Annotated in this window: 24 protein-coding genes and 1 tRNA gene; 14 read left to right on the top strand and 11 right to left on the bottom strand. The window is 70.6% G+C overall.

Annotation, left to right across the window (positions count from 1 at the left end):
- Positions 1-58 precede the first annotated feature (58 nt).
- Together J2X26_RS15105 and J2X26_RS15100 are read right to left on the bottom strand one after the other, a co-directional pair.
- Positions 59-565, bottom strand: a complete 507-nt coding sequence (locus tag J2X26_RS15105) for a cyclophilin-like fold protein (protein ID WP_307493527.1) — start codon at positions 563-565, stop codon at positions 59-61.
- 99 nt (positions 566-664) lie between these two features.
- Positions 665-1,684: a zinc-dependent alcohol dehydrogenase family protein gene (locus tag J2X26_RS15100; protein WP_307493526.1), complete on the bottom strand. Its 1,020-nt coding sequence runs from the start codon at positions 1,682-1,684 to the stop codon at positions 665-667.
- Positions 1,685-1,826: 142 nt separating this feature from the next.
- Between J2X26_RS15100 and J2X26_RS15095 the strand changes: the two genes are divergently transcribed.
- Complete coding sequence (locus J2X26_RS15095) at positions 1,827-2,702, top strand: helix-turn-helix transcriptional regulator (protein ID WP_307493525.1); 876 nt, start codon at positions 1,827-1,829, stop codon at positions 2,700-2,702.
- 29 nt (positions 2,703-2,731) lie between these two features.
- Positions 2,732-3,316, top strand: a complete 585-nt coding sequence (locus J2X26_RS15090) for a sugar O-acetyltransferase (protein WP_307493524.1) — start codon at positions 2,732-2,734, stop codon at positions 3,314-3,316.
- 257 nt (positions 3,317-3,573) lie between these two features.
- Here J2X26_RS15090 and J2X26_RS15085 read toward each other — a convergent pair.
- Together J2X26_RS15085 and J2X26_RS15080 are read right to left on the bottom strand one after the other, a co-directional pair.
- Positions 3,574-3,647, bottom strand: a tRNA-Leu gene (locus tag J2X26_RS15085).
- 28 nt (positions 3,648-3,675) lie between these two features.
- Positions 3,676-4,641, bottom strand: coding sequence for an SMP-30/gluconolactonase/LRE family protein (locus J2X26_RS15080; protein WP_307493523.1), 966 nt, complete (start codon positions 4,639-4,641; stop codon positions 3,676-3,678).
- A 125-nt stretch (positions 4,642-4,766) separates the two neighbouring features.
- Here J2X26_RS15080 and J2X26_RS15075 point away from each other — a divergent pair, with 125 nt between their 5' ends.
- Together J2X26_RS15075 and J2X26_RS15070 are read left to right on the top strand one after the other, a co-directional pair.
- Positions 4,767-5,453 carry an ANTAR domain-containing response regulator gene (locus J2X26_RS15075; RefSeq protein ID WP_307493522.1) on the top strand — a complete coding sequence of 229 codons (687 nt, stop codon included), beginning with the start codon at positions 4,767-4,769 and terminating at the stop codon, positions 5,451-5,453.
- A gap of 241 nt (positions 5,454-5,694) precedes the next feature.
- Complete coding sequence (locus J2X26_RS15070; RefSeq protein ID WP_307493521.1) at positions 5,695-6,960, top strand: ABC transporter substrate-binding protein; 1,266 nt, start codon at positions 5,695-5,697, stop codon at positions 6,958-6,960.
- Between the two features lie 79 nt (positions 6,961-7,039).
- Here J2X26_RS15070 and J2X26_RS15065 read toward each other — a convergent pair whose 3' ends face one another.
- The gene (locus tag J2X26_RS15065) at positions 7,040-7,801 is read right to left on the bottom strand and encodes an endonuclease/exonuclease/phosphatase family protein (RefSeq protein WP_307493520.1); all 762 of its coding nucleotides are present in this window, start codon (positions 7,799-7,801) and stop codon (positions 7,040-7,042) included.
- Positions 7,802-7,860: 59 nt separating this feature from the next.
- Here J2X26_RS15065 and J2X26_RS15060 point away from each other — a divergent pair, with 59 nt between their 5' ends.
- Positions 7,861-8,505 carry a hypothetical protein gene (locus J2X26_RS15060; RefSeq protein WP_307493519.1) on the top strand — a complete coding sequence of 215 codons (645 nt, stop codon included), beginning with the start codon at positions 7,861-7,863 and terminating at the stop codon, positions 8,503-8,505.
- On the opposite strand, the gene J2X26_RS15055 is transcribed toward J2X26_RS15060, so the two are convergent.
- The 4 genes from J2X26_RS15055 to J2X26_RS15040 are packed head-to-tail and all read right to left on the bottom strand — an operon-like array spanning position 8,502 to position 12,749.
- A complete protein-coding gene (locus J2X26_RS15055) occupies positions 8,502-9,392 on the bottom strand; it encodes an ABC transporter ATP-binding protein (RefSeq protein ID WP_307493518.1) in 891 nt (296 codons plus the stop codon). The two genes, J2X26_RS15060 and J2X26_RS15055, sit on opposite strands and share 4 nt — an antisense overlap.
- Complete coding sequence (locus J2X26_RS15050) at positions 9,389-10,318, bottom strand: ABC transporter ATP-binding protein (RefSeq protein ID WP_307493517.1); 930 nt, start codon at positions 10,316-10,318, stop codon at positions 9,389-9,391. Before J2X26_RS15050 ends, J2X26_RS15055 begins: the two co-directional genes overlap by 4 nt.
- Positions 10,308-11,294 (bottom strand): branched-chain amino acid ABC transporter permease, encoded by a 987-nt coding sequence (locus J2X26_RS15045; protein ID WP_307493516.1) that lies wholly within the window; start codon positions 11,292-11,294, stop codon positions 10,308-10,310. Before J2X26_RS15045 ends, J2X26_RS15050 begins: the two co-directional genes overlap by 11 nt.
- A 12-nt stretch (positions 11,295-11,306) precedes the next feature.
- Positions 11,307-12,749 carry a branched-chain amino acid ABC transporter permease gene (locus J2X26_RS15040; protein WP_307493515.1) on the bottom strand — a complete coding sequence of 481 codons (1,443 nt, stop codon included), beginning with the start codon at positions 12,747-12,749 and terminating at the stop codon, positions 11,307-11,309.
- 335 nt (positions 12,750-13,084) lie between these two features.
- Between J2X26_RS15040 and J2X26_RS15035 the strand changes: the two genes are divergently transcribed.
- On the top strand, positions 13,085-13,807 hold the full coding sequence (locus J2X26_RS15035) for a GNAT family N-acetyltransferase (RefSeq protein ID WP_307493514.1): 723 nt from the start codon (positions 13,085-13,087) through the stop codon (positions 13,805-13,807).
- Here the strand turns inward: J2X26_RS15035 and J2X26_RS15030 are convergent.
- Positions 13,723-14,136, bottom strand: coding sequence for a PaaI family thioesterase (locus tag J2X26_RS15030; protein WP_307493513.1), 414 nt, complete (start codon positions 14,134-14,136; stop codon positions 13,723-13,725). The two genes, J2X26_RS15035 and J2X26_RS15030, sit on opposite strands and share 85 nt — an antisense overlap.
- Between J2X26_RS15030 and polA the strand changes: the two genes are divergently transcribed.
- The 3 genes from polA (at position 14,135) to J2X26_RS15015 (ending at position 19,052) form a co-directional block, all read left to right on the top strand.
- Positions 14,135-16,894: a DNA polymerase I gene (polA, locus tag J2X26_RS15025; protein ID WP_307493512.1), complete on the top strand. Its 2,760-nt coding sequence runs from the start codon at positions 14,135-14,137 to the stop codon at positions 16,892-16,894. The genes J2X26_RS15030 and polA overlap by 2 nt on opposite strands.
- A gap of 140 nt (positions 16,895-17,034) precedes the next feature.
- A complete protein-coding gene (locus J2X26_RS15020; protein ID WP_307493511.1) occupies positions 17,035-17,385 on the top strand; it encodes a DUF485 domain-containing protein in 351 nt (116 codons plus the stop codon).
- Positions 17,382-19,052 carry a solute symporter family protein gene (locus J2X26_RS15015; RefSeq protein ID WP_307493510.1) on the top strand — a complete coding sequence of 557 codons (1,671 nt, stop codon included), beginning with the start codon at positions 17,382-17,384 and terminating at the stop codon, positions 19,050-19,052. Before J2X26_RS15020 ends, J2X26_RS15015 begins: the two co-directional genes overlap by 4 nt.
- 32 nt (positions 19,053-19,084) lie before the next feature.
- On the opposite strand, the gene J2X26_RS15010 is transcribed toward J2X26_RS15015, so the two are convergent.
- Complete coding sequence (locus J2X26_RS15010; RefSeq protein ID WP_307493509.1) at positions 19,085-19,903, bottom strand: class I SAM-dependent methyltransferase; 819 nt, start codon at positions 19,901-19,903, stop codon at positions 19,085-19,087.
- 103 nt (positions 19,904-20,006) lie between these two features.
- Between J2X26_RS15010 and J2X26_RS15005 the strand changes: the two genes are divergently transcribed.
- The 5 genes from J2X26_RS15005 to uvrB all read left to right on the top strand — a co-directional run bounded on the left by J2X26_RS15005 (position 20,007) and on the right by uvrB (position 26,275).
- Positions 20,007-21,032 (top strand): 6-phosphofructokinase, encoded by a 1,026-nt coding sequence (locus tag J2X26_RS15005; protein WP_307493508.1) that lies wholly within the window; start codon positions 20,007-20,009, stop codon positions 21,030-21,032.
- A gap of 222 nt (positions 21,033-21,254) precedes the next feature.
- Positions 21,255-22,760: a 30S ribosomal protein S1 gene (gene rpsA, locus J2X26_RS15000; protein ID WP_055914880.1), complete on the top strand. Its 1,506-nt coding sequence runs from the start codon at positions 21,255-21,257 to the stop codon at positions 22,758-22,760.
- 98 nt (positions 22,761-22,858) lie between these two features.
- Positions 22,859-23,488 carry a dephospho-CoA kinase gene (coaE, locus tag J2X26_RS14995; RefSeq protein ID WP_307493507.1) on the top strand — a complete coding sequence of 210 codons (630 nt, stop codon included), beginning with the start codon at positions 22,859-22,861 and terminating at the stop codon, positions 23,486-23,488.
- Positions 23,485-24,123, top strand: coding sequence for a pyroglutamyl-peptidase I (gene pcp / locus J2X26_RS14990; protein WP_307493506.1), 639 nt, complete (start codon positions 23,485-23,487; stop codon positions 24,121-24,123). Before coaE ends, pcp begins: the two co-directional genes overlap by 4 nt.
- Positions 24,124-24,169: 46 nt before the next feature.
- Entirely contained in the window at positions 24,170-26,275 is a 2,106-nt protein-coding gene (gene uvrB, locus J2X26_RS14985) for an excinuclease ABC subunit UvrB (RefSeq protein WP_307493505.1), read from the top strand.
- The last annotated feature ends 67 nt before the right edge of the window (positions 26,276-26,342 follow it).

Raw genomic sequence — 26,342 nt, 5'->3', positions numbered from 1 at the left:
TTCTTTCCACTCGGTGGTGCGCTACTCGATTCGGTGGCGTGCGCGCGACGACGCCCGCTCAGCCGTCGGCGGCCGTGACGGTGACGGTGACGTCCCGCGGGCCCGTCGCGAGGAGGTCGATTCCGGCGTCGTCGAAGGTGCCGAGGCGGACGATGCCGTTCCAGTAGCCGACGTCGCCGTAGTACAGGACCAGGTCCGAGGTGGGCGCGTACCAGCCGATCTCGCCAGGGTTGGGGTCGTCGCCCGCGGGCATGCCGTCCATGGTGAGGACCGGGTCGATGGACGCGGTCTTCTCGACTGCGTTGTAGTCGACGAAGGTGAGAGTCAGCGGCAGGCGTGAGGCCAGGTCGCGCGCGGCCGGGCTGTCCCACAGCAGGCCCTGCAGAGCGGTGTCGCCGATCGTGACGGTGACGGCTGTGCCTGGCACGGCTGCGCTCGAGTTCGGTGTGGTGCTCGGTGTGGGGCCCACGGTCGATGTCCTCTCGAGAGTCGGGACCGACTCGCGGATGTTCGAGCTGGTGCAGGCTGTCACGCTCAGCGCGAGCAGGGCGGCGGCCGCAGTCATGGCGCCTCGGGTCGATGGTGCTCGCACTGGCTACCTCCTGCGAGTCGGAACAAGGCCGCCCAGAGGCGCGGTGCGTGTGGGCGGCCTGACTGGGGTTCGTCAGAGGGTGAGCAGAACCTTGGTGGCGCGTCGCTCGTCCATCGCCCGGTATCCCTCGGCAGCCTGCTCGAGGGGCAGGGTGAGGTCGAAGACCTTGCCCGGGTCGATCTCGCGGTCCCAGATGAGCTGGATGAGCTCGGGCAGGAACCGGCGCACGGGCGCAGGCCCACCGTGCAGGTGGACGCCGGAGAAGAACAGCTCCTGGCCGGGCAGCGAGACGTCGTGGGATACACCGACGTAGCCGACGTGCCCACCTGCCCGCGTCGCGCGGATGGCCTGCAGCATCGACTCCTGGGTGCCGACGGCCTCGATGGTGGAGTGCGCCCCGAGCCCGTCGGTGAGCTCCTTGATGCGGGCCACACCCTCGTCTCCGCGCTCCTCGACGATGTCGGTGGCGCCGAAGTCACGGGCTAGTGCCTGCCGGTCGGCGTGGCGGGACATCGCGATGATGCGGTCCGCGCCGAGCTGCTTGGCCGCAAGCACGCCGAGCAGGCCGACCGCGCCGTCCCCCACCACGGCCACGGTCTTGCCCGGGCCGACCTCGGCCGCGACGGCGGCGAACCAGCCGGTACCGAGCACGTCGGAAGCGGCCAGCAGCGACGGGATCAGGTCGGCGTCCGGCTGGCCGGGGGTGGCGACGAGGGTGCCGTCAGCCTGCGGGATCCGCGCGTACTCGGCCTGCGCGCCGGGAACCGCACCGGGTCCGCGGTGCACGCAGTGGGTCTGGTAGCCGGCCTGGCAGATCTCGCAGGTGTTGTCGGAGGAGAAGAACGAGCCGACGACGAAGTCACCGACCTTCACGTTCACGACGTCCGGGCCGACCTCGTCGACGACGCCGACGTACTCGTGGCCCATCGGCTGGTGGTCGACGTCGTCGGCGCCGCGGTAGGGCCACAGGTCGGACCCGCAGATGCAGGTGGCGGCGAGCTTGATGATCGCGTCGGTCGGCTCGAGGATCGTCGGCCGCTCGGTCTGGTCGACCCGGACGTCGCCCGGGGCGTACATGACGACTGCGCGCATGGTGGTGGTGCCTCTCTGTCGGTGTGCCCACCAGGCAACCTCGTACCTGCGGCGCCGGGGAGTCCCTGACGAGTGGTGTACCGCCGGTACACCCCTCACCGTGGACTCCCTCACCGACCTCACCGGGCCTACCGTCGACGGCATGGACAACCGAGCAGACGTGCGCGAGTTCCTCATGTCGCGGCGCGCGAAGGTCACCCCCGACTCCGCGGGCGTCATCGGCGGGACCAACCGGCGCGTGCCCGGCCTTCGCCGCAGCGAGGTCGCGGCCCTGGCGGGCGTCAGCGTCGAGTACTACGCCAAGCTCGAGCGCGGCGCGATCGGTGGGGCGTCGGCCTCCGTCCTGGACGCCGTCGCGCGCGCCCTGCAGCTCGACGACACCGAACGCGCCCACCTGTTCGACCTCGCCCGCGCCGCGGATGGCATCCCGTCATCGGGACGAGCGCGCCGTCGCGGGACACGGTCGGCCACACCACGACCGAGCCTGCAGTGGGCACTGTCCGCGATCACCGACGGGGTCGCGTTCGTGCGCGACCAGCGACAGGACCTGCTGGCGACCAACGCGCTCGGTCGCGCCTTCTACTCCCCGGTCATCGGTGACGGTGGCCGCACCCCGAACCTCGCCCGGTTCCAGTTCCTCGACCCTGCGGCCCGCGACTTCTACCCCGACTGGGACCTGTTCGCGCAGATGTGCGTCGCGATCATGCGCGCCGACGCCGGCCGAGACCCGCACGACAAGGGGCTGCAGGACCTCGTCGGCGAGCTCTCCACCCGCAGCGAGACCTTCCGCCGGCTCTGGGGTGCGCACGACGTGCGCACCCACGGAGCGGGTACCAAGCGGTTCCATCATCCGGTGGTCGGCGAGCTCACCCTGGCCTACGAGGAGCTCGCCATCACCGCCGAGCCCGGCCAGGTGCTGATGGTCTACACCGCCGAACCTGGCTCACCGTCGGCCGAGCGCCTGCGCCTGCTGGCCTCATGGGCCACGAACGTCGCGCATGCCGAGGCTCCGTCGTGACGGCACCTCCTCGACGACAGGACCACCAGATGACCCTCGACGACTTCCTCGCCCACGTGCGGACGGGCGCCACCATCGAGGGCGGCTCCGCGGAGCACACCTACCTCCACGAGACGGCCCAGCACGCGCTGCGGATCACCGCGGAGCTCAACAGCGGCTACCACACGCCGGAAGAAGTCCGGGCCCTTCTGTGCCGCCTCACGAGCCGCCCGGTGCCCGAGTCGGTGACGGTCTTCCCCCCGTTCCACTGCGAGTTCGGCAAGAACCTGACGCTCGGCGACGACGTCTTCATCAACATGGGCTGCACCTTCCAGGACGCCGGAGGCATCACCATCGGTGACGGCACCCTCATCGGCCACGGCAGCACCGTCGTCACCCTCAACCACGCGGTCGACCCTGCCCGACGTGCCGACATGGTCCCCGCACCCGTCGTCATCGGACGCAAGGTCTGGCTCGGCGCGGGCGTCACGATCGTCCCGGGCGTGACGATCGGCGACGGCGCGATTGTCGGCGCCGGCGCGGTCGTCACGAAGGACGTGCCGGCCAATGCCATCGTGGCCGGCGTCCCTGCCCGACTGATCCGAACCACAGGCTTCGACGCGTCCGGCAACTGACACCGCACATGTCGGTGGGGTCCCGGTGGAGGAACTTCACCGCTCGAGGGGCTCCCAGCTCGCGCGTGGCTGCGGGAGACCCGTGCCGCGCAGTATGGGCCAGCGGACCGGTGTGGGACCGGATCCCACTCGGGTAGGGCCTGTGACCTGCAGGTTCGCCTGTGGCCGCCCCCAAGGGACTCGCCGCCATCCCCACAAGGCGCCCTGGCGCACAGGCGAGCTTGCGGTCTTGACCTGCGGATTACGGCACGACGAGGTGCCCCGAGTGGGATTCGAACCCACACTGGATCGGGTTTGAGCCGAACGCCTCTGCCGGTTGGGCTATCGGGGCCGTGCAGCAGGATAGCCCGGCGTGGAGGTCACTTCGGCGCGCGGACCCGGCTCACGGTGAACGGTCCAGGCGCCTCACCGGCAGCCCGCTCGCCGAACTGGCTGTTCACGACGAGCAGCGACCGTCCGACGAGCGCGGCGGTGGTCGGGTCGTCGAACCCGGGGTCGGTGGTGCGCGAGACGACGGTGCCGGCGGTGAGGTGGCGGTCGATGGCGATCGTGACGATGTACCCGACGTCGCCCTGGCGCTCGACGGCATAGAGCGTCCGCCCGGCCAGGACGAGGCCGTCGCCGGCGACGGTCACGCCCACGACGGGTGTGACGCTCCGGTCGCGCAGTCCGACCCGGAACAGGGTGGCCGTGTTCGACTGCGCCACGATGGCGTACCGGCCGTCGGGCGAGATCACGATGCCGTTGACGTTGAACCCGGTGGTGTAGGTGAGGGCGGTGCCGGTGAAGTCGAGGAACGTCGGCAGGGTCTCGACCGCGGTCGTGCGCCGCTCGTCCGCAGCGATCCGGTACAGCGCGGGGCGCAACGAGTCGGTCACGTACACGTCGCCGCGCGGGGAGATCGCGATGTCGTTGAGGAAGGTCGGGGCGCCGGTCTGCTCGACCTGCCACGATCCGGTGAGCTCGCGGGTGCGCACGTCGTAGGCGAATACGCGGCCGGTGCCTCCGCCCGCGACGAACAGGGTGCGGCCGTCGACCTTCATCCCGACGGCGGACGTGCGGCCGTCGACGCCCCCGGCGAGGAACGGCGTCGCGGTGGGGGAGCGCAGGTCGCCGCGGTAGACGGTCCCGTCGGTCGTGCTGCCGACGTAGAACGTGTCCCCGCGCGCGGCGATGCCCTCGGGGTAGATGGCGGCGGCCGCGGTGCCCGCCGGGTCGAGAAGGTACTCCGTGGGTCTGTCGTGGGCGCTCGCCGCGGGGGCGGTTACTCCCAGCAGGAACAGAGCGGCGAGGGCCGCGCGGACGGATCGGTGGCTGCGCATCATCAGGCCTCCTCGGACGTGTCCGAACCCGTCGAGGCTACGTCCGGCCGCGGAGCACGGCATCGCGTGGGCTGCCTCACAGGCGCAACCACTGCGAAGCGAGCAACCGCTCCGACTACTCTGTGCACGTGAGCACCGACGCGACCCCCGAACCCACCGAGGCGGCCCCCGACCCCCTCGACCTGAGCACTCCGGCTCCGACGGGCGAGCCGACGACCCCGGCCCCGGCGCGTGCTGCGCGGCGAGCGGTCGTGGCGGAGGACGAGGCGTTGATCCGCATGGACGTCGTCGAGACGCTCCGTGATGCGGGCTTCGACGTGGTCGGCGAGGCCGGCGACGGGGAGGCGGCCGTGCAGCTGGTCACCGACCTGAAGCCCGATGTCGTCGTGATGGACGTGAAGATGCCCGTCCTCGACGGCATCTCGGCGGCCGAGCGCATCGGCAAGCTGCACCTGGCTCCGGTGGTCCTGCTGACGGCGTTCTCCCAGAAGGAGCTCGTCGAGCGCGCGCGGGACGCCGGCGCGATGGCGTACGTGATCAAGCCGTTCAGCCCGGCGGACCTGCTGCCCGCGGTGGAGATCGCGATCTCGCGGTACGCGCAGATCAGCGCGCTGGAGTCCGAGGTCGCGGACCTGGCGGAGCGGTTCGAGACGCGCAAGCGCGTTGACCGGGCGAAGGGCCTGCTCATGACCAAGATGGGTCTGACGGAGCCGGAGTCGTTCCGCTGGATCCAGAAGACGTCGATGGACCGCCGCCTGACCATGCGCGAGGTGGCCGACGCGGTCATCGAGCAGGTGGGCGGCGCGTCGTCCTGACGCATGCATGACAGGGCCGGTCCGGAGTGCTCCGGGCCGGCCTTCGTCGTGTCCGGACCCTCGCTTTTGTCGGTCACGCGTCCAGGTCAGCAAGTTACTGGTTGGTCACAACTCGGCAACAACCCGCTCTGAGACATGTCGATTCACATCGCGGACACAAACAATGAGTACTTTCGCGCCATACCTGCAGGGGCCCTACCGGGCTCCGCGGATCGCAGTACTTCACAGAGGGGTACCACGCATGATTCGTTCGACACACGCAGTTCGGGCCGCGGCCCTGGCCGGCGCAGCCGCGCTGGTTCTCGCCGCCTGCAGCTCCGGCGACAGCGGCGACGACGCGACAGACGGCGCCAGCGCCGAGTCAGGCAGCCCGTTGATCGTCGGCACCCTGCTTCCGCAGACCGGTTCGCTCGCCCAGCTCGGCCCGCCCGAGATCGCGGGCGTGGACCTTGCTGTCGAGGACATCAACGCCGCAGGCGGGGTCCTCGGTTCAGACGTCGAGGTCGTCCACACGGACTCCTCGGACGCCGAGCACGCCGAGGTGGCCACCCAGTCGGTCCAGGACCTCATCAGCCAGGACGTCTCGGTCATCGTCGGTGCGGCGTCGTCCTCGGTGACCCGCAACGTGATCGACGACATCACGGGCGCGAAGATCGTCCAGATCTCGCCGGCCAACACGGCCACGGACCTGTCCGGCTACAGCGACTTCTACTTCCGGACGGCCCCGCCGGACACGGTCCAGGGCGCGGCGCTCGCCAACCTGATCCTGGGTGACGGTGCGGTGAACCCCGGCGTCATCGTCTTCAACGACGACTACGGCACCTCGCTCCGCAACGTCGTCGAGGAGATCGTCACCGACCAGGGCGCGACGCTCGCCTACGGCACGACCGGCCAGGAGTTCGACCCGAACGAGACGAACTTCAACACGATCGTCAGCGGTGCGCTCGCGACCAACCCGGACGCGATCGCGATCATCGCGTTCACCACGCAGACGCCGCTGATCGTCTCGGAGCTCGCCGCGCAGGGCTACGACATGTCGAAGGTCTACTTCGTCGACGGCAACCTCACGCAGTTCGGTGAGGAGTTCCAGGCCGGCCTCCTCGAGGGTGCGCAGGGCACGCTGCCCGGCGCCTTCCCGAGCGACGAGTTCCAGGCCCGCCTCCTCGAGGTGAACGACGGGCTGACGGACTTCTCGTACGCGGCGGAGTCCTACGACGCGACGATCCTCGCGGCCCTCGCGGCCGTGAAGGGTGGCGCGACGGACGGCGAGACCATCCAGGCCAACATGGCTGCGGTCTCCGGTGCAGACGGTGGCGAGAAGTGCTCGTCGTACGCCGACTGCCTCGAGCTGCTCGACGCCGGCGAGGACATCGACTACGAGGCGCAGTCGGGTGCGGGTCCGTTCAACGCGGACAACGACCCGTCGAACGCGTACATCGGCGTCTACACCTTCGGTGCCGACAACAAGTACACGTTCACCAAGTCGGAGTTCGGCGAGGTCGGCTGACCCCGCCTGAACGATGGACCGGAGGCCGGTGCGGACGAATCCGCGCCGGCCTCCGGCGTGTCCGGGCCTCTGAGCCCGTTCAGTACGAGACGTCGACCACGAGCGCCCGGTGGTCAGACAGGCCCGTGTCGAGGGCGCGAGCGGCCCCCAGAGGCTCCACGCGGCCGTCCGCGAGGATGTGGTCCAGCTGCCGCATCGGGTGCGCCACGGGAAAGGTGGCCGCCGTCGCGAGCGGACGCATGCCCGTGACGCGCGCCGGGCGGTCACCCCCGATGTTGAGGTCGCCCATGAGCACCAGCGGCCGTGGCAGCCCTGAGACGCGCGAGACGAGCGTGCGCAGCTGCCGGGTGCTCCACCCCGGGATGAACGTCAGGTGCGTCGCCACGACCGTCACGTCGCCCTGCGGCCCCTGGATCACCGCTGCGAGCGCCGCGCGCGGCTCGTCGCTGACGAGGGTCGGCCAGCGGTTCCCTGGCCACCGCACCGGGGCACGGCGTCGCAGCACCGGCAGGTTGAGGACACGCCACTCGCGCACGGGATGACGGCTCAGGAGCGCGATGCCGTACGACGCCGTCGCCGGTTGGTGGTCTCCGGTCGCGGCCGTCCAGAGGCCCGGCTCGCCGTGCAGGACGGCCGCGAACCGGTGCTCGGGAGCGCCCATCGCCTCGGCGGCCAGGACGGTCAGGTCGGCGCCGTGCGACCGGGGCTGGTCGCGGTCCACCTCCTGCAGCGCGAGCACGTCCGCGTCGAGGTCGCGGACGGCGGCGGCGAACCGGTCGAGGTCGACGTGCCCGTCGACGAGTGACCGCGCATGCAGGATGTTGAAGGTGGCGAGGCGCATCCCGTCGATTGTGGCTGCCGACCTGCGAGCCCGCCCGTCGACGTGTAGACACTGGAGCCATGACGCAGCAGGGCGCCCTCGCCGATCCCCCCGACGACCGCACCGCGCTCCAGGACGGGCTCCGGCTGACCGCGGTCGCGCTGATGGACGCCGAGATCCCGTTCGCGCTCGTCGGCGGCTACGCGTCCTGGGCCCGTGGGGCGCCCGAGCCGAGCCACGACGCCGACTTCGCCGTGACCGAGAAGGACGTCGACCGGGCCAAGGAGGCCATCGCCGCGGCGGGCCTGGTCGTCGAGCAGCCTGCGGAGAACTGGCTGTTCAAGGCGTTCCACCACGGGCAGCTCGTCGACGTGCTGTACCGGATGGTGGGGGAGCCGGTCACCGAGGAGCTGCTGGACCGCGCGGACGTCCTCGAGGTGCTCGCCGTCCGCATGCCGGTCCTGGCGGCCACGGACATCGTGTCCGCGAAGCTGCGGGTGCTGGGGGAGCACGCGTGCGACTTCGGCCGGCTGCTGGCGATCGTGCGCGCGCTGCGCGAGCAGATCGACTGGGACGTCATCCGCCACGACGTGCGGGACCACCCGTACGGCAAGGCGTTCCTGTACCTCGCGGACGAGCTGGGCATCACCGACGCACCACGCCCGGCCGACGTCGACGTCGAACCCGGCCGGGCCGCAGCGCCGACCGGGTCCGACGGGGACTAGGCCTTCTCGGTGGGCGGGAGCAGCGGGCCGTGGCTCGCTGCCTCGACGTCCGTAGCGAGCGTGCCCAGGTAGAGCTCGATCACCTTGGGGTCGTGCATGAGCTGCCGCCCCGGGCCGGAGTAGGCGTTGCGGCCCTGGTCGAGCACGTAGCCGCGGTCGCAGATCTGCAGGGCGCGGCGGGCGTTCTGCTCGACGATCACGACGGAGACGCCGGCCTTGTTGATCTTGCGCGTCCGCAGGAACGTCTCGTCCTGCTTCACCGGCGACAGGCCGGCGGAGGGCTCGTCCAGCAGCAGGACGGACGGCTCCATCATCAGGGCGCGAGCCATCGCGACCATCTGCCGCTCACCACCCGACAGCGAGCCGGCGCGCTGACGACGCCGTTCCGCGAGCGTCGGGAACAGGTCGGCGACGAACGCGAACCGCTCGGCGAACTTCCGCGGCGCCTGGAACGCGCCCATCTGCAGGTTCTCCTCGATGGTGAGCGAGGGGAACACGTTGTTGTTCTGCGGGACGAACCCGACCCCGCGCTGGACCAGGTGGTCCGCTCGCAGGTTGGTGATCTCCTCGCCCGCGAGCGTCACCGAGCCGGAGCGGACGTTGACCAGCCCGAACAGGGCCTTGAGCAGCGTCGACTTGCCGGCGCCGTTCGGCCCGATGATCCCGATGAGCTCGCCGGGGTGGAGCACGAGGTCGCACCCGTTGAGGATGTTCACCCCGGGCAGGTACCCGGCCACCAGGTCGGTCGCCGCCAGGAGCGGTTCCCCCTCCGGTGCGCCACGGTGCAGGCCGGACCGGTCACCGAGGGCCACCGAGGTCGACCCAGAAGCCGTCGGAGGGGTGCTGTGGTCGTCGCGGGTGACCGCACCCATCGTCTCGTCGCTCATCGTGCCTCCTCCTCGGTGCGCAGCTGCTCGAGCACGGCGTCGTCCAGCAGGGCGTCGTCGCCGAGGTCGGTGTCGTGGTGCGCACCGAGGTACGCGTCGATCACCGCGGGGTTGTTCATCACCGAGTCGGGCGGGCCTTCGGCCACGATGCGGCCCTCCGTCATGACGATCACCCAGTCCGAGATGTGCCGGACCATGTGCATGTCGTGCTCGACGAACAGCACGGTCATGCCGTCGTCGCGCAGCGCCTGGATGTGCCCGAGGAGCGACTGGGTCAGCGCGGGGTTCACGCCGGCCATCGGCTCGTCGAGCATGATCATCTGCGGCTTGGCCATGAGCGCACGGGCCATCTCGAGCAGCTTGCGCTGACCACCGGACAGGCTGCCCGCGAAGTCGTCGCGCTTGGTGTCGAGCTTGAAGCGTGCCAGGAGCTCCTCGGCCTGCGCCGAGATCGCCTTCTCCCGCGGGCGCCAGACCGCGGGCACGAGCGCCGCGAACAGGTTCTCGCCGGGCTGGGCGGTGGCGCCGAGCCGCATGTTCTCCATGACGGTCATGCGGTTGAGCGCCTTGGTGAGCTGGAACGTGCGGACCATCCCGGCGCGCGCCACCCGGGCGGCAGCGACACCGCCGAGCGACCGGCCGTCGAAGGTCCACTTCCCGCTGTTGGGCTTGTCGAACCCGGTCAGCAGGTTGAAGAACGTCGTCTTGCCGGCGCCGTTGGGCCCGATCAGGGCCGTGATGGCACCGCGCTGCACCTCGACGTGGTCGACGTCGACGGCGTTGACGCCACCGAACATCCGGCGGACGTCGTCGGCGATGAGGACCGGGTCGGGCTTGGGGGCGCCCGGGACGTGCGGGACGTCCTTGAGCGCGGCGGCGACCGCCGCGCGGGCGTCGACGGCTGCGGGAGTGGGCTCAGTGGGCATTGATCGCCAGCTCCTTCTTGTCGCCGAGGATGCCTTGTGGTCGGAAGATGATCAGCAGCATCAGGGCGACTCCCACGATGATCCAGCCGAACTGCTCGATCTGCTCGCTGCGCAGGAAGGTGGTGGGGACCACGTCGCGCAGGGTGAGCTTCACCAGGGCGAGGACCGCCCAGAAGATGATCGAGCCGAGCACCGGCCCGAACACGGTCGCCGCCCCGCCGAGCAGCAGGATCGTCCAGATGAAGAACGTCATGGATCTGCCCATGGAGTCCGGTTGGACGGCTCGTGGCAGCACGTAGAGGATCCCGGCCAGGGACCCGATCACGCCGCCGAGCACGAGCGCCTGCATCTTGTAGCTGTAGACGTTCTTGCCGAGCGAGCGCACGGCGTCCTCGTCCTCGCGGATGCCCTTGAGGACGCGGCCCCAGGGGCTGCGGATGAGGAGCCAGACGAGCCAGCAGGCGAGGCCGACGACGACCCAGCCGACGATCCGGATCCACCAGCTGTTCGACGCGTTCACGGCGTACTCGAACGGGCCGAGGGCCCAGTTGCCGTCGTCGAACGGTGACGCGTCCTGGAACGTGTCCTTGTACTGGTTGCCGCGCAGACCGCTCGAGGCGCCGGTGAGCTCCGTGAGGGCGGTCGACCGGCCGACGAGGCGGACGATCTCCGCGGCGGCGATCGTGACGATCGCCAGGTAGTCCCCGCGCAGCTTCAGGGTCGGGATGCCCAGGATGAGCGCGAAGATCGTCGCTGCCGCGATGGCGATGAGCACGGCCGCCCACAGGGGCCAGCCGGCGATCGTCGCGATGGCGAAGCCGTACGCGCCGAGCAGCATGAAGCCGGCCTGGCCCATGTTGAGCAGTCCCGTGAGACCGAAGTGGATGTTGAGCCCGATCGCGGCGAGCGCGTAGGCGGCGGTCGTCGGGGCGAAGAACTCGCCGGCGACGTTGGTGAGGATGCGTGTCCAGTCCATGAGGGGTCTCCGTTATCCGACGCGCGTCGCTCGACCGAGGATGCCCTGCGGTCGTACCAGCAGGACGAGGATGAGGATCACGAGCGCGGACGCGTACCGCATGTCCGTCGGGATCCAGAGGCTCGACAGCTCGACCACGAGGCCGATGACGATCGAGCCGGCGAGCGCCCCGAAGGCGGCGCCGAGACCACCGAGGGTCACGGCGGCGAACATCAGCAGCAGGAGCGCGCCGCCCGAGTACCAGGACGTCGCGCCGAAGTAGAGGCCGATCAGGACGCCGCCGAGCGCGGCCAGGCCGGCCCCGAGCGTCCAGACGATCCGGATCATGCCGTTCACCGAGATGCCCGACGCGGCGGCCAGTGCGGGGTTGTCAGCGACCGCGCGGGTGGCACGTCCCGCCCGGGTGCCGAGCAGGAAGTACGCGACCCCGCCGAGCACGATGGCCGCGATCGCCATCGACCACAGCGTCGTCGTCGTGATCCGGACCGGGCCGATGGCCACCGATGTCGGGGTGTCCGTGACGATGCGCAGCGGGCCGGCACCGAAGAAGAACTGGAACACGTACGAGATCGCCATCGACAGACCGATCGTCACGATCATCTGCTGGATCATCCCGACGCCGCGCCGGCGCAAGGGCTTCCACAGCCCCGCGTCCTGCAACCACCCGGTGGCGGCGCCGAGCGCGACAGCGATGATCGCCGACGGGATCAGCGGCAGCCCGACCAGCTGCGTCCCGACGTACGCGAGGATGCCGCCGAGTGACACCTGCTCGCCGTGCGCGAAGTTGCTCAGGCCGGTCGTGCCGTAGATCAGGGAGAGCCCGACGCTCGCGAGCGCGAGGAGCGTGCCGAACACCAGACCGTTGACGGTGAGCTGGGCGACGCGCGCCGCGGTCACACCCGAACCGGTGGAGCCGGGGGTCGTGGGGACGGCAGCATCGCCCTCGGTGCCGGTCGTGGGCGAGTCGCTGGGCTCGTCGCCCGTGTCGCCGCCTCCGCCGTCGGCGGGAGCCCCGAGCGGGAACAGCGCGGCTGCCGAGGCACCCAGACCGACCACGACCGTGCGGGGGTTGTTGGCGGGGTCCCGCAGCGTCTCGCCGGCGGGGACCGTCGCGACGTCGAGGGTGACCTCGTACTCGCCGGGCTCGGTGACGGCGACCGACCAGCGGCCGGTCGCGTCGCTGGTGGCCGTGAGGTCGCCCTGCGGGCCGACCACGTTCACGACTGCGCCGACGACGGGTTCTCCGGCCGCGGTGCGCAGGGTGCCGACGATGCATCCGGTCGCCGCGTCGGCGACGCACGCCGCCGTCGCCGACGCCACGGGCCCCTGCGCGCGCGCAGGGGAGGCGACGAGGAGCAGGGTCGCAGACGTGAGTGCGAGCAGGAGCAGGGCAGCGATGCGTCGGGCAAGTGGCGGCATGGTGGTGCCGCCGGGGTCCAGGACGGCTGATCGCACCTGGGACCTCCGTCCGTCTGTTCGGGTGTGGCGGTGTCGTGCGCAGCGGCGTCGTTGCCGCACACGTTCGACGCTGCCGGGTGGCAGGACGATAGGGAGGGATTGTGTCGCGTTCATTTCGTGAACGCGAGACCTCGGGCCCGGAGATCGACCGCGTGTCGGACTTTTTTGGTCGTTCGTCCAGATTGCACGCCTGTCATTCGGATGAGCGATGGCCCAGGACTGGCCCTGCGGACCAGGCTGGTCCATGATCGAGGACGGCGCCATCCTCGATCGAGGACAGATGACGTCATCCTGACCGGATCCCCCTCGTCCCGTCTGGAGGTACAGCTGCCGTGCGACTCGGAGTGCAGGTCCGCGAAGCCCTGCCGGGCGACATGGAGAGCCTCGTCGCGCTCTGCCTCGCTGCGCGGCGTGAGGCCGCCGTGGGAGCCCAGCTCTGCACCGATGACGCCGACCGGCTGCGCGACCAGCTCGGAGCGCTCCTGGCGGCCCGTGGCGGACGGGTGCTCGTGGCGTTCCTCGACGACGAGCCCGCCGGCCTGTTGCTGGCCCGCGTGGTCGGACCCGGTCCCTTCACCGACCTCGTCAGCCTCGACATCGAGGCCATCTACGTCCTGCCGACGGCCCGCCGCCGCGGTCTCGGGCACGCGCTGCTGGTCGGCGCGACGACGGTGGCCGACGAGGCCGGCGCGACCGAGATGTACTCGTCGCCCCTGCCCGGCGCCCGGGGGATGCAGCGGTTCCTGGCCCGGCTGGGCTTCGCGCCGGCCGCGTCCCACCGCGTCGTGACCACGGCAGCACTGCAGCGCAAGCTCACCCACGAGAGCGGCCACGTCGGTGCCCCGGGATCGGTCCGCCGCTCAGGCCCTCGCGGCCTGGAGGACCTCATCGCCCGGCGTCGGCAGGCCCGCGCCGCGCGCCAGCCCGTCGTCGAGGAGCCGGTGGCGCCCGCGCGGTCGTCCGGAGCGGATCAGGGGCGCGCCTCGATCACCATGCAGGTCAACCGTGCGGTGCAGAGCGGTCGGCCGTCCTCGTCCTCGACCACCACCTGGTAGGTCGCCAGGCGCCCTCCGAGGTGGAGGGCCGTCGCGGTTCCCGTGACGACGCCCGAGCGGGCCGAGCGGTGGTGCGTCGCGTTGAGCTCGATCCCGACCGCGGCCCGGCCCTCGCCGGCGTGCGCCATCGCCGCGATCGACCCGAGCGTCTCCGCCAGCACGGCGGACGCGCCGCCGTGCAGCAGGCCGTAGGGCTGGGTGTTGCCGGCGACGGGCATGGTGCCGACGACGCGCTGCGCGGACGCCTCGAGCACCTCGATGCCCATGCGCTCGATGAGGGTGCCGCTGTACGGGTAGGCAGCGGGGGACGGCGTCGTGGTGTCGGACATGGCAGATAGGTTGGCACCCGTGAGCGACGCACTGCCAGCGGTTCCGCCGGCCACCCCCGGAACGCCTGCCCGACTTCTCCTGATCGACGGTCACTCGATGGCCTACCGGGCGTTCTTCGCGCTCCCGGTGGACAAGTTCGCGACGTCGGCCGGGGAGCCCACCAACGCGGTGTTCGGGTTCTTCTCGATGATCGCGAACCTGCTCCGCGACGAGGAGCCGACGCACGTCGCCGTCGCCTTCGACGCCGGCCGGACCACGTTCCGGACCGAGGTCTACGAGGCCTACAAGGGCAACCGTGACGCGACGCCCGCGCCGTTCAAGGGGCAGGTGGCGGTGATCGAGCGGGTCCTGGAGACCATGCACATCCCGTCGCTGAGCAAGCCGCAGTTCGAGGCCGACGACATCCTGGCCACCCTCTCCGTGCAGGCGCGTGCCCAGGGGATGCAGGTCCTCATCTGCACCGGCGACCGCGACGCGCTCCAGCTGGTCAACGACGACGTGACGGTGCTGTACCCCGTCAAGGGCGTCTCCGAGCTCGCGCGCATGACCCCGGCCGCCGTCGAGGCGAAGTACGGGGTGCCGCCGCACCGCTACCCGGATCTCGCAGCGCTCGTCGGGGAGTCCAGCGACAACCTGCCTGGCATCCCCGGCGTCGGCCCGAAGACGGCCGCCAAGTGGATCGGGCAGTACGACGGGCTCCAGGGCATCCTCGACGCCGCGGACCAGGTGCCGGGCAAGGCGGGGGAGTCGCTGCGGGACAACCTCGACCAGGTTCGCCTCAACCGCCAGCTCAACGCGCTGCTCACGGACCTGGAGCTGCCGCTGGGCCCCGAGGACCTCGCGGCGCGGCCATGGGACCGCCCGGCGCTGCACGCGATCCTGGAGGAGCTCGAGTTCCGCGCGATCCGGGACCGTCTGTTCGCCATGCTGCCGGACGAGAAGGGCGAGGGGCCCGGGACGGTCGCGGCGGCCCAGATCGACCACACGGTCCTGGGCGCGGGCGAGCTCGCCGGGTGGCTCGACGCCCGGGCGGGACGCCCGCTGGGTGTCGACGTCCGCGGGTCGGGGTCGCCCGCCAGCGGTGACGCGTGGGGGATCGCGCTGGCGGACCCCGACGGTCAGGCGGCGTCGTTCGACCTGCAGGAGATCCAGCCGGCCGACGAGACCGCGCTCGCGGCGTGGCTCGCGGATCCGGCCGCCCCCAAGATCGTGCACGCGTCCAAGGAGGCGTGGCACGCGCTGACCGGGCGCGGGCTGCCCATCGCCGGCGTCGTCCTGGACACCGAGCTCGCCGCGTACCTGTGCCAGCCGGACCGCCGGGCGTACGACCTGACGGACCTCGCCATCGGCTACCTGCACCGCGAGCTCGGCGCCGACGAGGTGTCGAGCAGCGGTCAGGGTGCCCTGGACCTCGAGCTGGACGGCACCGACGAGGGCCGACGGGCCGCCGTCCGGGCAGCCGCGGTCCGCGACCTCGCCGACGTGCTGAGCGGTGAGCTGTCCGACCGCGGCGCCACGGGCCTGCTGGAGAACCTCGAGCTGCCGCTGGTCGACGTGCTGGCGCGCATGGAGCGCACCGGGATCGCGATCGACTCGGGCTACCTGTCGGGACTGGAGAAGTCGTTCGACGGGCAGGTGCAGAACGCGGCCGCCGAGGCGTACGCGGTGATCGGTCGTGAGGTGAACCTCGGCTCGCCCAAGCAGCTCCAGGAGGTGCTGTTCGACCAGCTGGGCATGCCGAAGACGAAGAAGATCAAGACGGGCTACACCACCGACGCGGCGGCGCTCACGGACCTGTTCGCACGCACCCAGCACCCCTTCCTCGAGCACCTGCTCGCGCACCGCGACGCCATCCGCCTGCGCCAGACGGTCGAGGGGCTGCTGCGGTCGGTCGCGCCGGACGGGCGCATCCACACGACGTTCCAGCAGACGATCGCCGCGACGGGCCGGCTGTCGTCGGCAGACCCGAACCTGCAGAACATCCCGATCCGTACGGAGGCCGGCCGCCAGATCCGGCGCGCGTTCGTGGTCGGCGACGGCTACGAGACGCTGCTGACGGCGGACTACTCGCAGATCGAGATGCGGATCATGGCGCACCTGTCGGGTGACGAGGGCCTGATCGACGCCTTCCGCTCCGGCGAGGACCTGCACAGCTACGTCGGTTCGCGGGTGTTCGGCGTGCCCACCGACGAGGTCACGCCCGCCATGCGGTCCAAGATCAAGGCCATGAGCTACGGCCTCGCGTACGGGCTGTCGTCGTTCGGGCTCTCGCAGCAGCTCTCGATCGAGGTGTCCGAGGCCGCGGCGCTCATGAAGGACTACTTCTCGCGGTTCGGTGGGGTGCGCGACTACCTGACCGGCGTCGTCGACGTCGCCCGGCAGACCGGGTACACCGCCACGATCCTGGGGCGCCGCCGGTACCTGCCCGACCTCACCAGCGACAACCGCCAGCGGCGTGAGATGGCGGAGCGGATGGCCCTGAACGCGCCGATCCAGGGGAGCGCCGCCGACCTGATCAAGGTGGCGATGCTGGGCGTCGACCGCGAGCTGACGCGCCGCGAGCTCAGCTCGCGCATGCTCCTGCAGGTGCACGACGAGCTCGTGCTCGAGGTGGCGCCGGGGGAGCGGGCCGAGGTCGAGGCGCTCGTCCGCGAGCAGATGGGTGCTGCGGGGGACGCGGCCACCGACGGTCCGCTGGACGTTCCGCTCGACGTCACGGTCGGCGCCGGAGGCTCCTGGCACGACGCCGGGCACTGACGGATGTCGCCCGATCGCGGGAATTGCGTGGGTATCGGCAGGTTCGTCGTAAGTATCGGGTGCGCTGTGGGGTGATCTACGCCACAGTGTCGGGCACACAGTGGCGACGGAGCCGCTGACATCCCACCCGGGAGGCGCTGATGACCGACACCTTCGGAGAATCTGAGACCGACTACCAACGAGTACAGAACAGCGAGGAGTTCCAGGCGCTCAAGCGCCGGTTCCGTCGCTTCGTGTTCCCCATGACGGCCTTCTTCCTGGCCTGGTACTTCCTGTACGTCCTGCTCGCCGCCTACGCCCACGACTTCATGTCCACCAAGGTGTGGGGCAACATCAACGTCGGCCTCCTGCTCGGGCTGGGCCAGTTCGTGAGCACCTTCGCGATCACGATGATCTACGCACGCTGGGCCAACAACCGGCAGGACCGGGTGGCGGAGCAGCTCCGCCTGCACATCGAGAACGGTGACCCGCTGGACGGTGGTCGCGCATGATCGCCTCCCTGACCAGCACCGTGCCTGCGCTGCTCCGCACTGCCGAGACCGAGGACATCGGCAACCCGTGGGTGAACATCGCGATCTTCGGCGCGTTCGTCGCCATCACGCTCGTGATCGTGTTCCGCGCCTCCCGGAACAACAAGACGGCGGCGGACTACTACGCGGCCGGGCGCTCGTTCACCGGCCCCCAGAACGGCACCGCGATCGCGGGCGACTACCTGTCGGCCGCCTCGTTCCTCGGCATCTGCGGCGCGATCGCGATCAACGGGTACGACGGCTTCCTGTACTCCATCGGCTTCCTGGTCGCGTGGCTGGTCGCCCTCCTGCTCGTCGCGGAGCTGCTGCGCAACACCGGCCGCTTCACCATGGCCGACGTGCTCTCGTTCCGGCTCAAGCAGCGCCCCGTGCGCATGGCCGCGGCGCTGGCGACCCTGACGGTCGTCTTCTTCTACCTGCTGGCGCAGATGGCCGGCGCCGGCGGCCTGGTCGCCCTCCTGCTCGGCGTCGACGGCACCGCGGCCCAGGGCCTCGTCATCGCCGTCGTGGGCGCGCTCATGATCCTGTACGTCCTGGTGGGCGGCATGAAGGGCACCACGTGGGTGCAGATCATCAAGGCGGTGCTCCTGATCGCCGGAGCCGCCGTGATGACGCTCTGGGTGCTCGCGCAGTTCGGCTTCAACTTCTCCGACCTCCTGCAGGGCGCCATCGACATGGCGGGCGAGGGCGGCGAGGCGGTCATCGAGCCGGGCAAGCAGTACGGCGTCAGCGCGATGAGCCAGCTGAACTTCCTGTCGCTCGCCCTCGCGCTCGTCCTGGGCACCGCCGGCCTGCCGCACGTCCTCATGCGCTTCTACACGGTGCCGACGGCGAAGGAAGCGCGTCGCTCCGTGGTCTGGGCGATCTGGCTGATCGGGATCTTCTACCTGTTCACGCTGGTGCTCGGGTACGGCGCGGCGGCGCTCGTCGGACCGGAGGCCATCAAGGCCGCACCCGGCGGCGTGAACTCGGCGGCCCCGCTGCTCGCGTACGAGCTGGGCGGCACGATCCTGCTGGGACTCATCTCGGCGGTCGCGTTCGCGACGATCCTCGCGGTGGTCGCAGGTCTGACCATCACGGCGGCGGCGTCGTTCGCGCACGACATCTACGCCTCCGTGATCAAGCACGGCGAGGTCAAGCCCGACGGCGAGGTGCGGGTCGCGCGGATCACGGTGGTGGTCATCGGGATCCTGGCGATCATCGGCGGCATCTTCGCCAACGGCCAGAACGTGGCGTTCCTCGTGGCGCTGGCCTTCGCGGTGGCCGCCAGCGCCAACCTGCCGACGATCCTCTACTCGCTGTTCTGGAAGAGGTTCAACACCTCGGGCGCGCTGTGGAGCATGTACGGCGGGCTGATCTCCTGCCTGGTGCTCATCGCGTTCTCCCCGGTGGTGTCGGGCAAGGTCGACCCGGTCACGGGTGCGAGCCTGTCGATGATCAAGAACACGGACATCGACTTCCACCTGATCCCGCTCGAGAACCCGGGCCTGATCTCGATCCCGCTCGCGTTCCTGCTCGGGATCCTCGGCACGTACATCAGCAAGGACGGGAGCAGCCCCGAGAAGTACGCCGAGATGGAGGTCCGGTCCCTCACGGGTGCCGGCTCCGAGAAGGCGAGCGTGCACTGACGCACTGACGTGCAGGTCTCGGGCGGCCGCGCTCAGCCAGGCGGCCGCCCGAGGTGCGTCACGAAGATCGCCGTCCCCGGCAGCCGGGCACCGCGCACGGGTCCCCACCCGCCCCAGGTGCGGTCGTGGCCGGCGGGCCACTCGGGCTCGACGAGCCGGTCGAGGACGAACCCGGCGGCGACGAGCTCGCCGACGTGGTCGCCGAGGGTCCGGTGGTACTCGGCGTACAGGACGCTGCCCGACTCGCCGAGCTCGGCGTAGGGGGTCCGGTCGAAGTACGAGCGCGTCGCGGTGAGCCCCGCCTCGCCGGGGTCGTCGGGGAACGCCCAGCGCACGGGGTGCGTCACCGCGAACACCCACCGCCCGCCCGTCCGCAGGACCCGCGCCACCTCCGCGTGCACGCGGTCCGCGTCCGGGACGAACGGGAGCGCCCCGAACGACGTGAAGGCGACGTCGAAGGAGCCGTCGGCGAACGGCAGCACGCGGGCGTCCGCCTGGACCAGGGGTGTCACGCGTCCCGTGTCGGTGTCGTAGCGGGCGCCTGCCTCGAGCATCCCGCCGGACACGTCCGTCGCGACGACGTCGACGCCCTCGCCCACGAGCCAGCGCGAGCACTGCGCCGCACCGGCACCCACCTCGAGCACGCGTCGGCCGTTCAGGTCGCCGAGCAGCCGGGCGTCCTTCTCCCGCAGACCCTCGGGGCACCAGCAGAAGTCCGCCGGGCCGAGGAACGTGCCGTGCTCGTCCAGGTACTCGTCCGCGTTGGCGTCCCACCACGAGCGGCTGGCCGCTCCGCCGGCCGACGGCGGGACGTCGAGGTAGCCGGCCTCGGCCAGGGGATCGTCAGACACAGGACCAGTGTCCCCTCCCACGGCCGGTGCACGCCGATACGCTGGGCCTCCGGCGGCCCGACGAAGTGCTCCGATCCATGTCCAGCGACCAAGGAGTGCCAGCGTGCGAGTCGGTCTGCTCACGGGCGGCGGGGACGTCCCCGGTCTGAACGCCGCCATCCGTGCCGTCGTCAAGCGCGGCGAGGGCGAGTACGGGCACACGATCATCGGCTTCCGGAACGGGTGGCGCGGGGTGGTCGACGGGTTCAGCCTCCCGCTCACCCGCCAGCACATCCGCAACCAGCTCGCGGTCGGCGGCACGCTCCTCGGCACCGCCCGCTACCACCCGCACGCCGACGACGGCGGCCTCGACGCCGTCCTGTCGACGCTGGAGTCCGAGCGGATCGAGGCGCTCATCTGCATCGGCGGCGACGGCACGCTGCACGCCGCCAGCAAGGTCGCCGAGGCGGGCGTCCGGATCGTGGCCATCCCCAAGACGATCGACAACGACGTCTGGGGCACGGACCAGTCGATCGGCTTCGACACCGCGGTGGCCATCGCGACGGAGGCCATCGACCGCATCCACACCACTGCGGAGAGCCACAACCGCGTGATGATCGTCGAGGTCATGGGCCGGCACGCGGGCTGGATCGCCGCGACGTCCGGCATCGCCGGGGGAGCGGAGCTCGTGCTCGTCCCCGAGGCGCCGTTCGACATCGACAAGATCGAGCGCTTCCTCAAGCACCGGCACCGCGCGCACGCCAGCTTCTCGATCATCGTGGTGGCCGAGGGTGCGATCCCCGCCGAGGGGACGTCGATGCACTACGAGACGCCGATGGGGAAGTTCGGGGACATCGTCGCCGGGGCCATCGGCGAGCGGCTCAAGGCCGAGGTGGAGAGGCGGACGGGCTTCGACACGCGGGTGGTCGTGCTCGGGCACGTGCAGCGCGGCGGCATCCCGACGCACGTCGACCGGATCCTCGGCTCGCGGTTCGGGGTCGCGGCGATCGACGCCGCCAGCGGCGGTCAGTCGAACGTCATGACGGCGCTGCGCGGCGAGCGCGTGGAGATGGTGCCGCTCAGCGAGGTGGCCGGCAAGGTCAAGTACGTGCCGGACGAGCTGCTCTCGGTGGCGCGGGCTCTTGCCTGACCTGCTTTGACCTGCCCATCGTCACCCCGATAGGGTGGACGGCGGTGCCGCGCGCCTTGTTGCGTCGGCGATACCCACGCGTACTGCTCGTACGTGGTCGGCACTCTCGTGCCGGCGGGGGCGTCCCAACGGTTCGTGGTCACCGCCATGCATGTCACCGTGCCGCCGGCACACACGTTCAGTCCTCACAACTTCCCTGTCCGCATCGGAGCCCATCCCTACATGAGCATCACCACCCCCGCGAAGCCCGCCACCCCGCAGGTCGCGATCAACGACATCGGCTCGGCCGAGGACTTCCTCGCCGCGATCGACGCCACCATCAAGTACTTCAACGATGGCGACATCGTCGAGGGCACCATCGTCAAGGTCGACCGCGACGAGGTCCTTCTCGACATCGGTTACAAGACCGAGGGCGTCATCCCCTCCCGTGAGCTGTCCATCAAGCACGACGTGGACCCCGGTGAGGTTGTCAAGGTCGGCGACGCAGTCGAGGCCCTTGTCCTCCAGAAGGAGGACAAGGAAGGCCGGCTGATCCTGTCCAAGAAGCGCGCACAGTACGAGCGCGCCTGGGGCACGATCGAGAAGATCAAGGAGGAGGACGGCGTCGTCACCGGCACCGTCATCGAGGTCGTCAAGGGCGGCCTCATCCTCGACATCGGGCTGCGCGGCTTCCTGCCCGCGTCGCTGGTGGAGATGCGTCGCGTCCGCGACCTCCAGCCGTACGTCGGCAAGGAGATCGAGGCCAAGATCATCGAGCTCGACAAGAACCGCAACAACGTGGTCCTGTCGCGCCGTGCCTGGCTCGAGCAGACGCAGTCCGAGGTGCGCTCCACCTTCCTGCAGACGCTGCAGAAGGGCCAGGTCCGCCCCGGTGTCGTGTCCTCGATCGTCAACTTCGGTGCCTTCGTGGACCTGGGTGGCGTGGACGGGCTCGTGCACGTCTCCGAGCTCTCCTGGAAGCACATCGACCACCCGTCCGAGGTCGTCGAGGTCGGCCAGGAGGTCACCGTCGAGGTTCTCGACGTCGACTTCGACCGCGAGCGTGTCTCCCTGTCGCTGAAGGCGACGCAGGAGGACCCGTGGCAGGCCTTCGCCCGCACGCACGCCATCGGCCAGGTCGTCCCGGGCAAGGTCACCAAGCTGGTTCCGTTCGGTGCGTTCGTGCGCGTCGAGGACGGCATCGAGGGCCTGGTCCACATCTCGGAGCTGGCCGTGCGCCACGTCGAGATCCCGGAGCAGGTCGTCCAGGTCGGCGACGACGTCTTCGTCAAGGTCATCGACATCGACCTGGAGCGCCGCCGCATCTCGCTGTCGCTCAAGCAGGCGAACGAGGGCTTCGACCCGGCCAGCGAGGACTTCGACCCCGCGCTGTACGGCATGGCGGCGGAGTACGACGAGGCCGGCAACTACAAGTACCCCGAGGGCTTCGACCCGGCCACGAACGAGTGGCTCGAGGGCTTCGAGGCTCAGCGCGAGGTGTGGGAGGCGCAGTACGCGCAGGCCCACGAGCGCTGGGAGGCGCACCGCAAGCAGGTCGCCGACGCCGCGAAGGCCGACGCGGAGGCCGCCAGCGGCGCCGCCGAGGGTGCGACCGCCACGTCCTCGTCGTCGAGCTCGTCTGCCGGCCCCGTGCCGTCGTCGTACTCGTCGTCCACCGAGGAGGCCGCGGGCACGCTCGCGTCCGACGAGGCGCTCGCCGCTCTGCGCGAGAAGCTCACGGGCAACTGATCCACGCCTGACGCTCGAAGGCCGGTCACCCTCGCGGTGGCCGGCCTTCGGCGTTCCCGGCCCCTGCACCTCAGCGCGCAGCAGGGCAGGATGGGCAGATGCAACGCATCGGTCTGACAGGCGGGATCGCGGCCGGCAAGTCCGTCGCGGCACGGCGACTGGCGGAGCTCGGGGCGGTGGTGATCGACTCCGACGTCCTGGCGCGTGAGGCGGTGGCCCCCGGCTCGGCCGGGCTGGACGCGGTCGTGGACGAGTTCGGTCGTGGGGTGCTCGCCGGGGACGGGTCCCTGGACCGGGCGGCGCTCGCCTCGATCGTGTTCGCCGACGATGCCGCCCGTGCCCGGCTCGACGGCATCGTGCACCCGATCGTGCGTCGGCTCTCCGCCGAGCGCGAGGCCGCCTCGGCGACCACCGACCACGGCGCCGTGGTCGTGCACGACATCCCGCTGCTGGTCGAGACCGGCCAGGCCGACGCGTTCCACGTGCTCGTCGTCGTGCACACCCCTGCGGTGCTGCGCGTCGAACGGCTGGTGCGGCTGCGGGGCATGGACCGCGCCGAGGCGGAGGCACGCGTGTCCGCGCAGGCGAGCGACGACGAGCGGCTCGCGGTGGCGGACGTCGTGCTCGACGGCGCGGGCAGCGACGACGACCTGCGCACCCAGGTGGACGACCTCTGGGACCGCCTGGCCGTCGAGCGGGCCGACGAGCTCGCGGCCGAGACGCCGTGACGCGCATCCTGGTCACGGGCTTCGGCCCGTTCGACGGACAGACCGTCAACGCGTCCTCGCTCGCTGTCGAGCAGCTCGCCGCGCGGTGGACCGGTCCGGAGGAGCTCGTGGTGCGCGAGCTGCCGGTGTCGTTCCGGGGCGCGCGCCAGCAGCTCCGGGTCGCGATCGCGGAGACCGAGCCGGACCTCGTCGTGTGCGTCGGTGAGGCGGGCTCGACCTCCGCCGTCGGTGTCGAGCGCGTGGCCGTCAACGTGATCGACGCCCGGATCCCCGACGTCGACGGGTCGGCGCCCGTCGACGTCCCGGTGATCGCCGGTGCGCCCGCCGCGTTCTTCTCGACGCTCCCCGTCAAGGCGTGCGCCGCGGCGGTGCGCGACGCGGGCGTCCCGGTCGAGGTCTCGAACACCGCCGGCCTCTACGTCTGCAACGCCACCTTCTACGCGCTGCAGCACCTGCTCGCCGCCCGTCCGGGGGTACGCAGCGGGTTCGTCCACGTGCCACGGACGCCGGCCCAGGTCGACCCCGGCGCACCGGCGATGGAGGTCGACGACGCCGCCACGGCCCTGCACGCCCTCCTGCGCGCCGCGCTGTCGACCACCACCGACCTGCGGGAGTCCGCGGGGACCCTCGCCTGACCTCTCGCCCGATGTGCATGTCAGTGGTGCCACGTACGGTTGTGTCATGCGTCCTGTCACCGATCTCCAGCGGACCGTCGCGCCCTTCGAGGTGATCTCCGAGTACACGCCGTCGGGTGACCAGCCGAAGGCGATCAAGGAGCTGACGGCGCGGATCCAGGCGGGGGAGAAGGACGTCGTCCTGCTCGGTGCCACCGGTACGGGCAAGTCGGCGACCACGGCCTGGCTCATCGAGCAGGTGCAGCGGCCCACGCTCGTCATGGCGCCCAACAAGACCCTCGCGGCGCAGCTGGCCACGGAGTTCCGGGAGCTGCTGCCCAACAACGCGGTCGAGTACTTCGTCTCGTACTACGACTACTACCAGCCCGAGGCGTACATCGCGCAGACGGACACCTACATCGAGAAGGACTCGTCGATCAACGACGAGGTCGAGCGGCTGCGGCACTCGGCCACCAGCTCGCTGCTCACCCGTCGCGACGTCATCGTCGTCGCCTCGGTCAGCTGCATCTACGGCCTCGGCACGCCGCAGGAGTACGTCGACCGGATGGTGACGCTCTCGGTGGGCGACCAGGTGGACCGCGACCAGCTGCTGCGCAAGTTCGTCACCATGCAGTACACCCGCAACGACATGGCGTTCACGCGCGGCACGTTCCGCGTGCGCGGGGACACCGTCGAGATCATCCCGGTGTACGAGGAGCTGGCGATCCGGATCGAGTTCTTCGGCGACGAGATCGAGGCGATCGCCACGTTGCACCCGCTGACGGGCGACGTCATCCACTCCGAGCAGCAGATGCACATCTTCCCCGCCACGCACTACGTCGCCGGCCCGGAGCGCATGGAGCGGGCGATCATGGGGATCGAGCTGGAGCTGGAGGACCGGCTGGCGGAGCTGGAGCGCCAGAACAAGCTGCTCGAGGCCCAGCGCCTGCGCATGCGCACCACGTACGACATCGAGATGATGCGCCAGATCGGCTCGTGCTCCGGCATCGAGAACTACTCGCGGCACATCGACGGGCGCAGCCCCGGCTCCGCGCCGAACACGCTCATCGACTACTTCCCCGAGGACTTCCTGCTGGTCATCGACGAGTCGCACGTGACGGTCCCGCAGATCGGCGCGATGTTCGAGGGCGACATGTCGCGCAAGAGGGCGCTCGTGGACCACGGCTTCCGCCTGCCGAGCGCGACCGACAACCGTCCGCTGCGATGGGAGGAGTTCGTCGAGCGGATCGGCCAGACGGTCTACCTGTCGGCCACGCCCGGCAACTACGAGCTGTCGATCTCGGACGGGGTGGTCGAGCAGATCATTCGTCCGACGGGCCTGGTGGACCCCGAGGTCGTCGTCAAGCCGACCACCGGCCAGATCGACGACCTGCTCGGGGAGATCCACGACCGGGTGGCGAAGGACGAGCGCGTGCTCGTCACCACGCTGACCAAGAAGATGGCCGAGGACCTGACGGACTACTTCCTGGAGAAGGGGGTCCGCGTCCGGTACCTGCACTCCGAGGTCGACACGCTGCGCCGCGTCGAGCTGCTCCGCGAGCTGCGGATGGGCGAGTACGACGTCCTGGTCGGCATCAACCTGCTGCGCGAGGGTCTCGACCTGCCGGAGGTGTCGCTGGTCGCCATCCTCGACGCCGACAAGGAGGGCTTCCTGCGCTCCGGGCGGTCGCTCATCCAGACGATCGGACGCGCGGCCCGCAACGTCTCCGGGCAGGTGCACATGTACGCGGACCGGATCACGGACGGCATGGCGCAGGCGATCGACGAGACGTCGCGGCGCCGCGCGAAGCAGGTCGCCTACAACCTCGAGAACGGCATCGATCCGACGCCGCTGCGCAAGAAGATCGGCGACATCACGGACCTGCTGAACCGCGAGGACGCGGACACCGCCGAGCTGCTCGGGGGTGCCGGGCGGCAGTCCAGCCGTGGGAAGGCACCGGTGCCGGGGTTCGGCTCGAAGGGTGCACCGCGCGACGAGCGGACCCGGCTCACGGGTGCTGCCGCGGGCGAGCTGGCGGACCTCATCCAGCAGCTGTCGGACCAGATGCACGCTGCGGCCGGCGAGCTCCAGTTCGAGCTCGCAGCACGGCTGCGCGACGAGATCTCGGGGATGAAGAAGGAGCTCCGGCAGATGCAGGCCGCCACGGCCTGAGCCTGCCGGGACGGACACGACACGAGCCCGACACACACGTGGCTTATGCTTGCCCGCGTTGAAGGGG

The organism is Cellulomonas humilata (assembly GCF_030814415.1).
Taxonomy (GTDB): domain Bacteria; phylum Actinomycetota; class Actinomycetes; order Actinomycetales; family Cellulomonadaceae; genus Cellulomonas; species Cellulomonas humilata_A.
Note: the sequence above shows the minus strand (reverse complement) of the source record. Positions and strands in the feature narration are given on the sequence as shown.

Coding starts and splice junctions, on each gene's coding strand:
- J2X26_RS15050 (WP_307493517.1), bottom strand. CDS start 10,318: ATGCCCACTGAGCCCACTCCCGCAGCCGTCGACGCCCGCGCGGCGGTC.
- uvrB (WP_307493505.1), top strand. CDS start 24,170: ATGCGTCCTGTCACCGATCTCCAGCGGACCGTCGCGCCCTTCGAGGTG.
- J2X26_RS15055 (WP_307493518.1), bottom strand. CDS start 9,392: ATGAGCGACGAGACGATGGGTGCGGTCACCCGCGACGACCACAGCACC.
- J2X26_RS15105 (WP_307493527.1), bottom strand. CDS start 565: ATGACTGCGGCCGCCGCCCTGCTCGCGCTGAGCGTGACAGCCTGCACC.
- J2X26_RS15095 (WP_307493525.1), top strand. CDS start 1,827: ATGGACAACCGAGCAGACGTGCGCGAGTTCCTCATGTCGCGGCGCGCG.
- J2X26_RS15030 (WP_307493513.1), bottom strand. CDS start 14,136: ATGTCCGACACCACGACGCCGTCCCCCGCTGCCTACCCGTACAGCGGC.
- J2X26_RS15100 (WP_307493526.1), bottom strand. CDS start 1,684: ATGCGCGCAGTCGTCATGTACGCCCCGGGCGACGTCCGGGTCGACCAG.
- coaE (WP_307493507.1), top strand. CDS start 22,859: ATGCAACGCATCGGTCTGACAGGCGGGATCGCGGCCGGCAAGTCCGTC.
- J2X26_RS15080 (WP_307493523.1), bottom strand. CDS start 4,641: ATGATGCGCAGCCACCGATCCGTCCGCGCGGCCCTCGCCGCTCTGTTC.
- J2X26_RS15065 (WP_307493520.1), bottom strand. CDS start 7,801: ATGCGCCTCGCCACCTTCAACATCCTGCATGCGCGGTCACTCGTCGAC.
- J2X26_RS15090 (WP_307493524.1), top strand. CDS start 2,732: ATGACCCTCGACGACTTCCTCGCCCACGTGCGGACGGGCGCCACCATC.
- polA (WP_307493512.1), top strand. CDS start 14,135: ATGGCAGATAGGTTGGCACCCGTGAGCGACGCACTGCCAGCGGTTCCG.
- J2X26_RS15020 (WP_307493511.1), top strand. CDS start 17,035: ATGACCGACACCTTCGGAGAATCTGAGACCGACTACCAACGAGTACAG.
- J2X26_RS15070 (WP_307493521.1), top strand. CDS start 5,695: ATGATTCGTTCGACACACGCAGTTCGGGCCGCGGCCCTGGCCGGCGCA.
- rpsA (WP_055914880.1), top strand. CDS start 21,255: ATGAGCATCACCACCCCCGCGAAGCCCGCCACCCCGCAGGTCGCGATC.
- J2X26_RS15045 (WP_307493516.1), bottom strand. CDS start 11,294: ATGGACTGGACACGCATCCTCACCAACGTCGCCGGCGAGTTCTTCGCC.
- J2X26_RS15015 (WP_307493510.1), top strand. CDS start 17,382: ATGATCGCCTCCCTGACCAGCACCGTGCCTGCGCTGCTCCGCACTGCC.
- J2X26_RS15060 (WP_307493519.1), top strand. CDS start 7,861: ATGACGCAGCAGGGCGCCCTCGCCGATCCCCCCGACGACCGCACCGCG.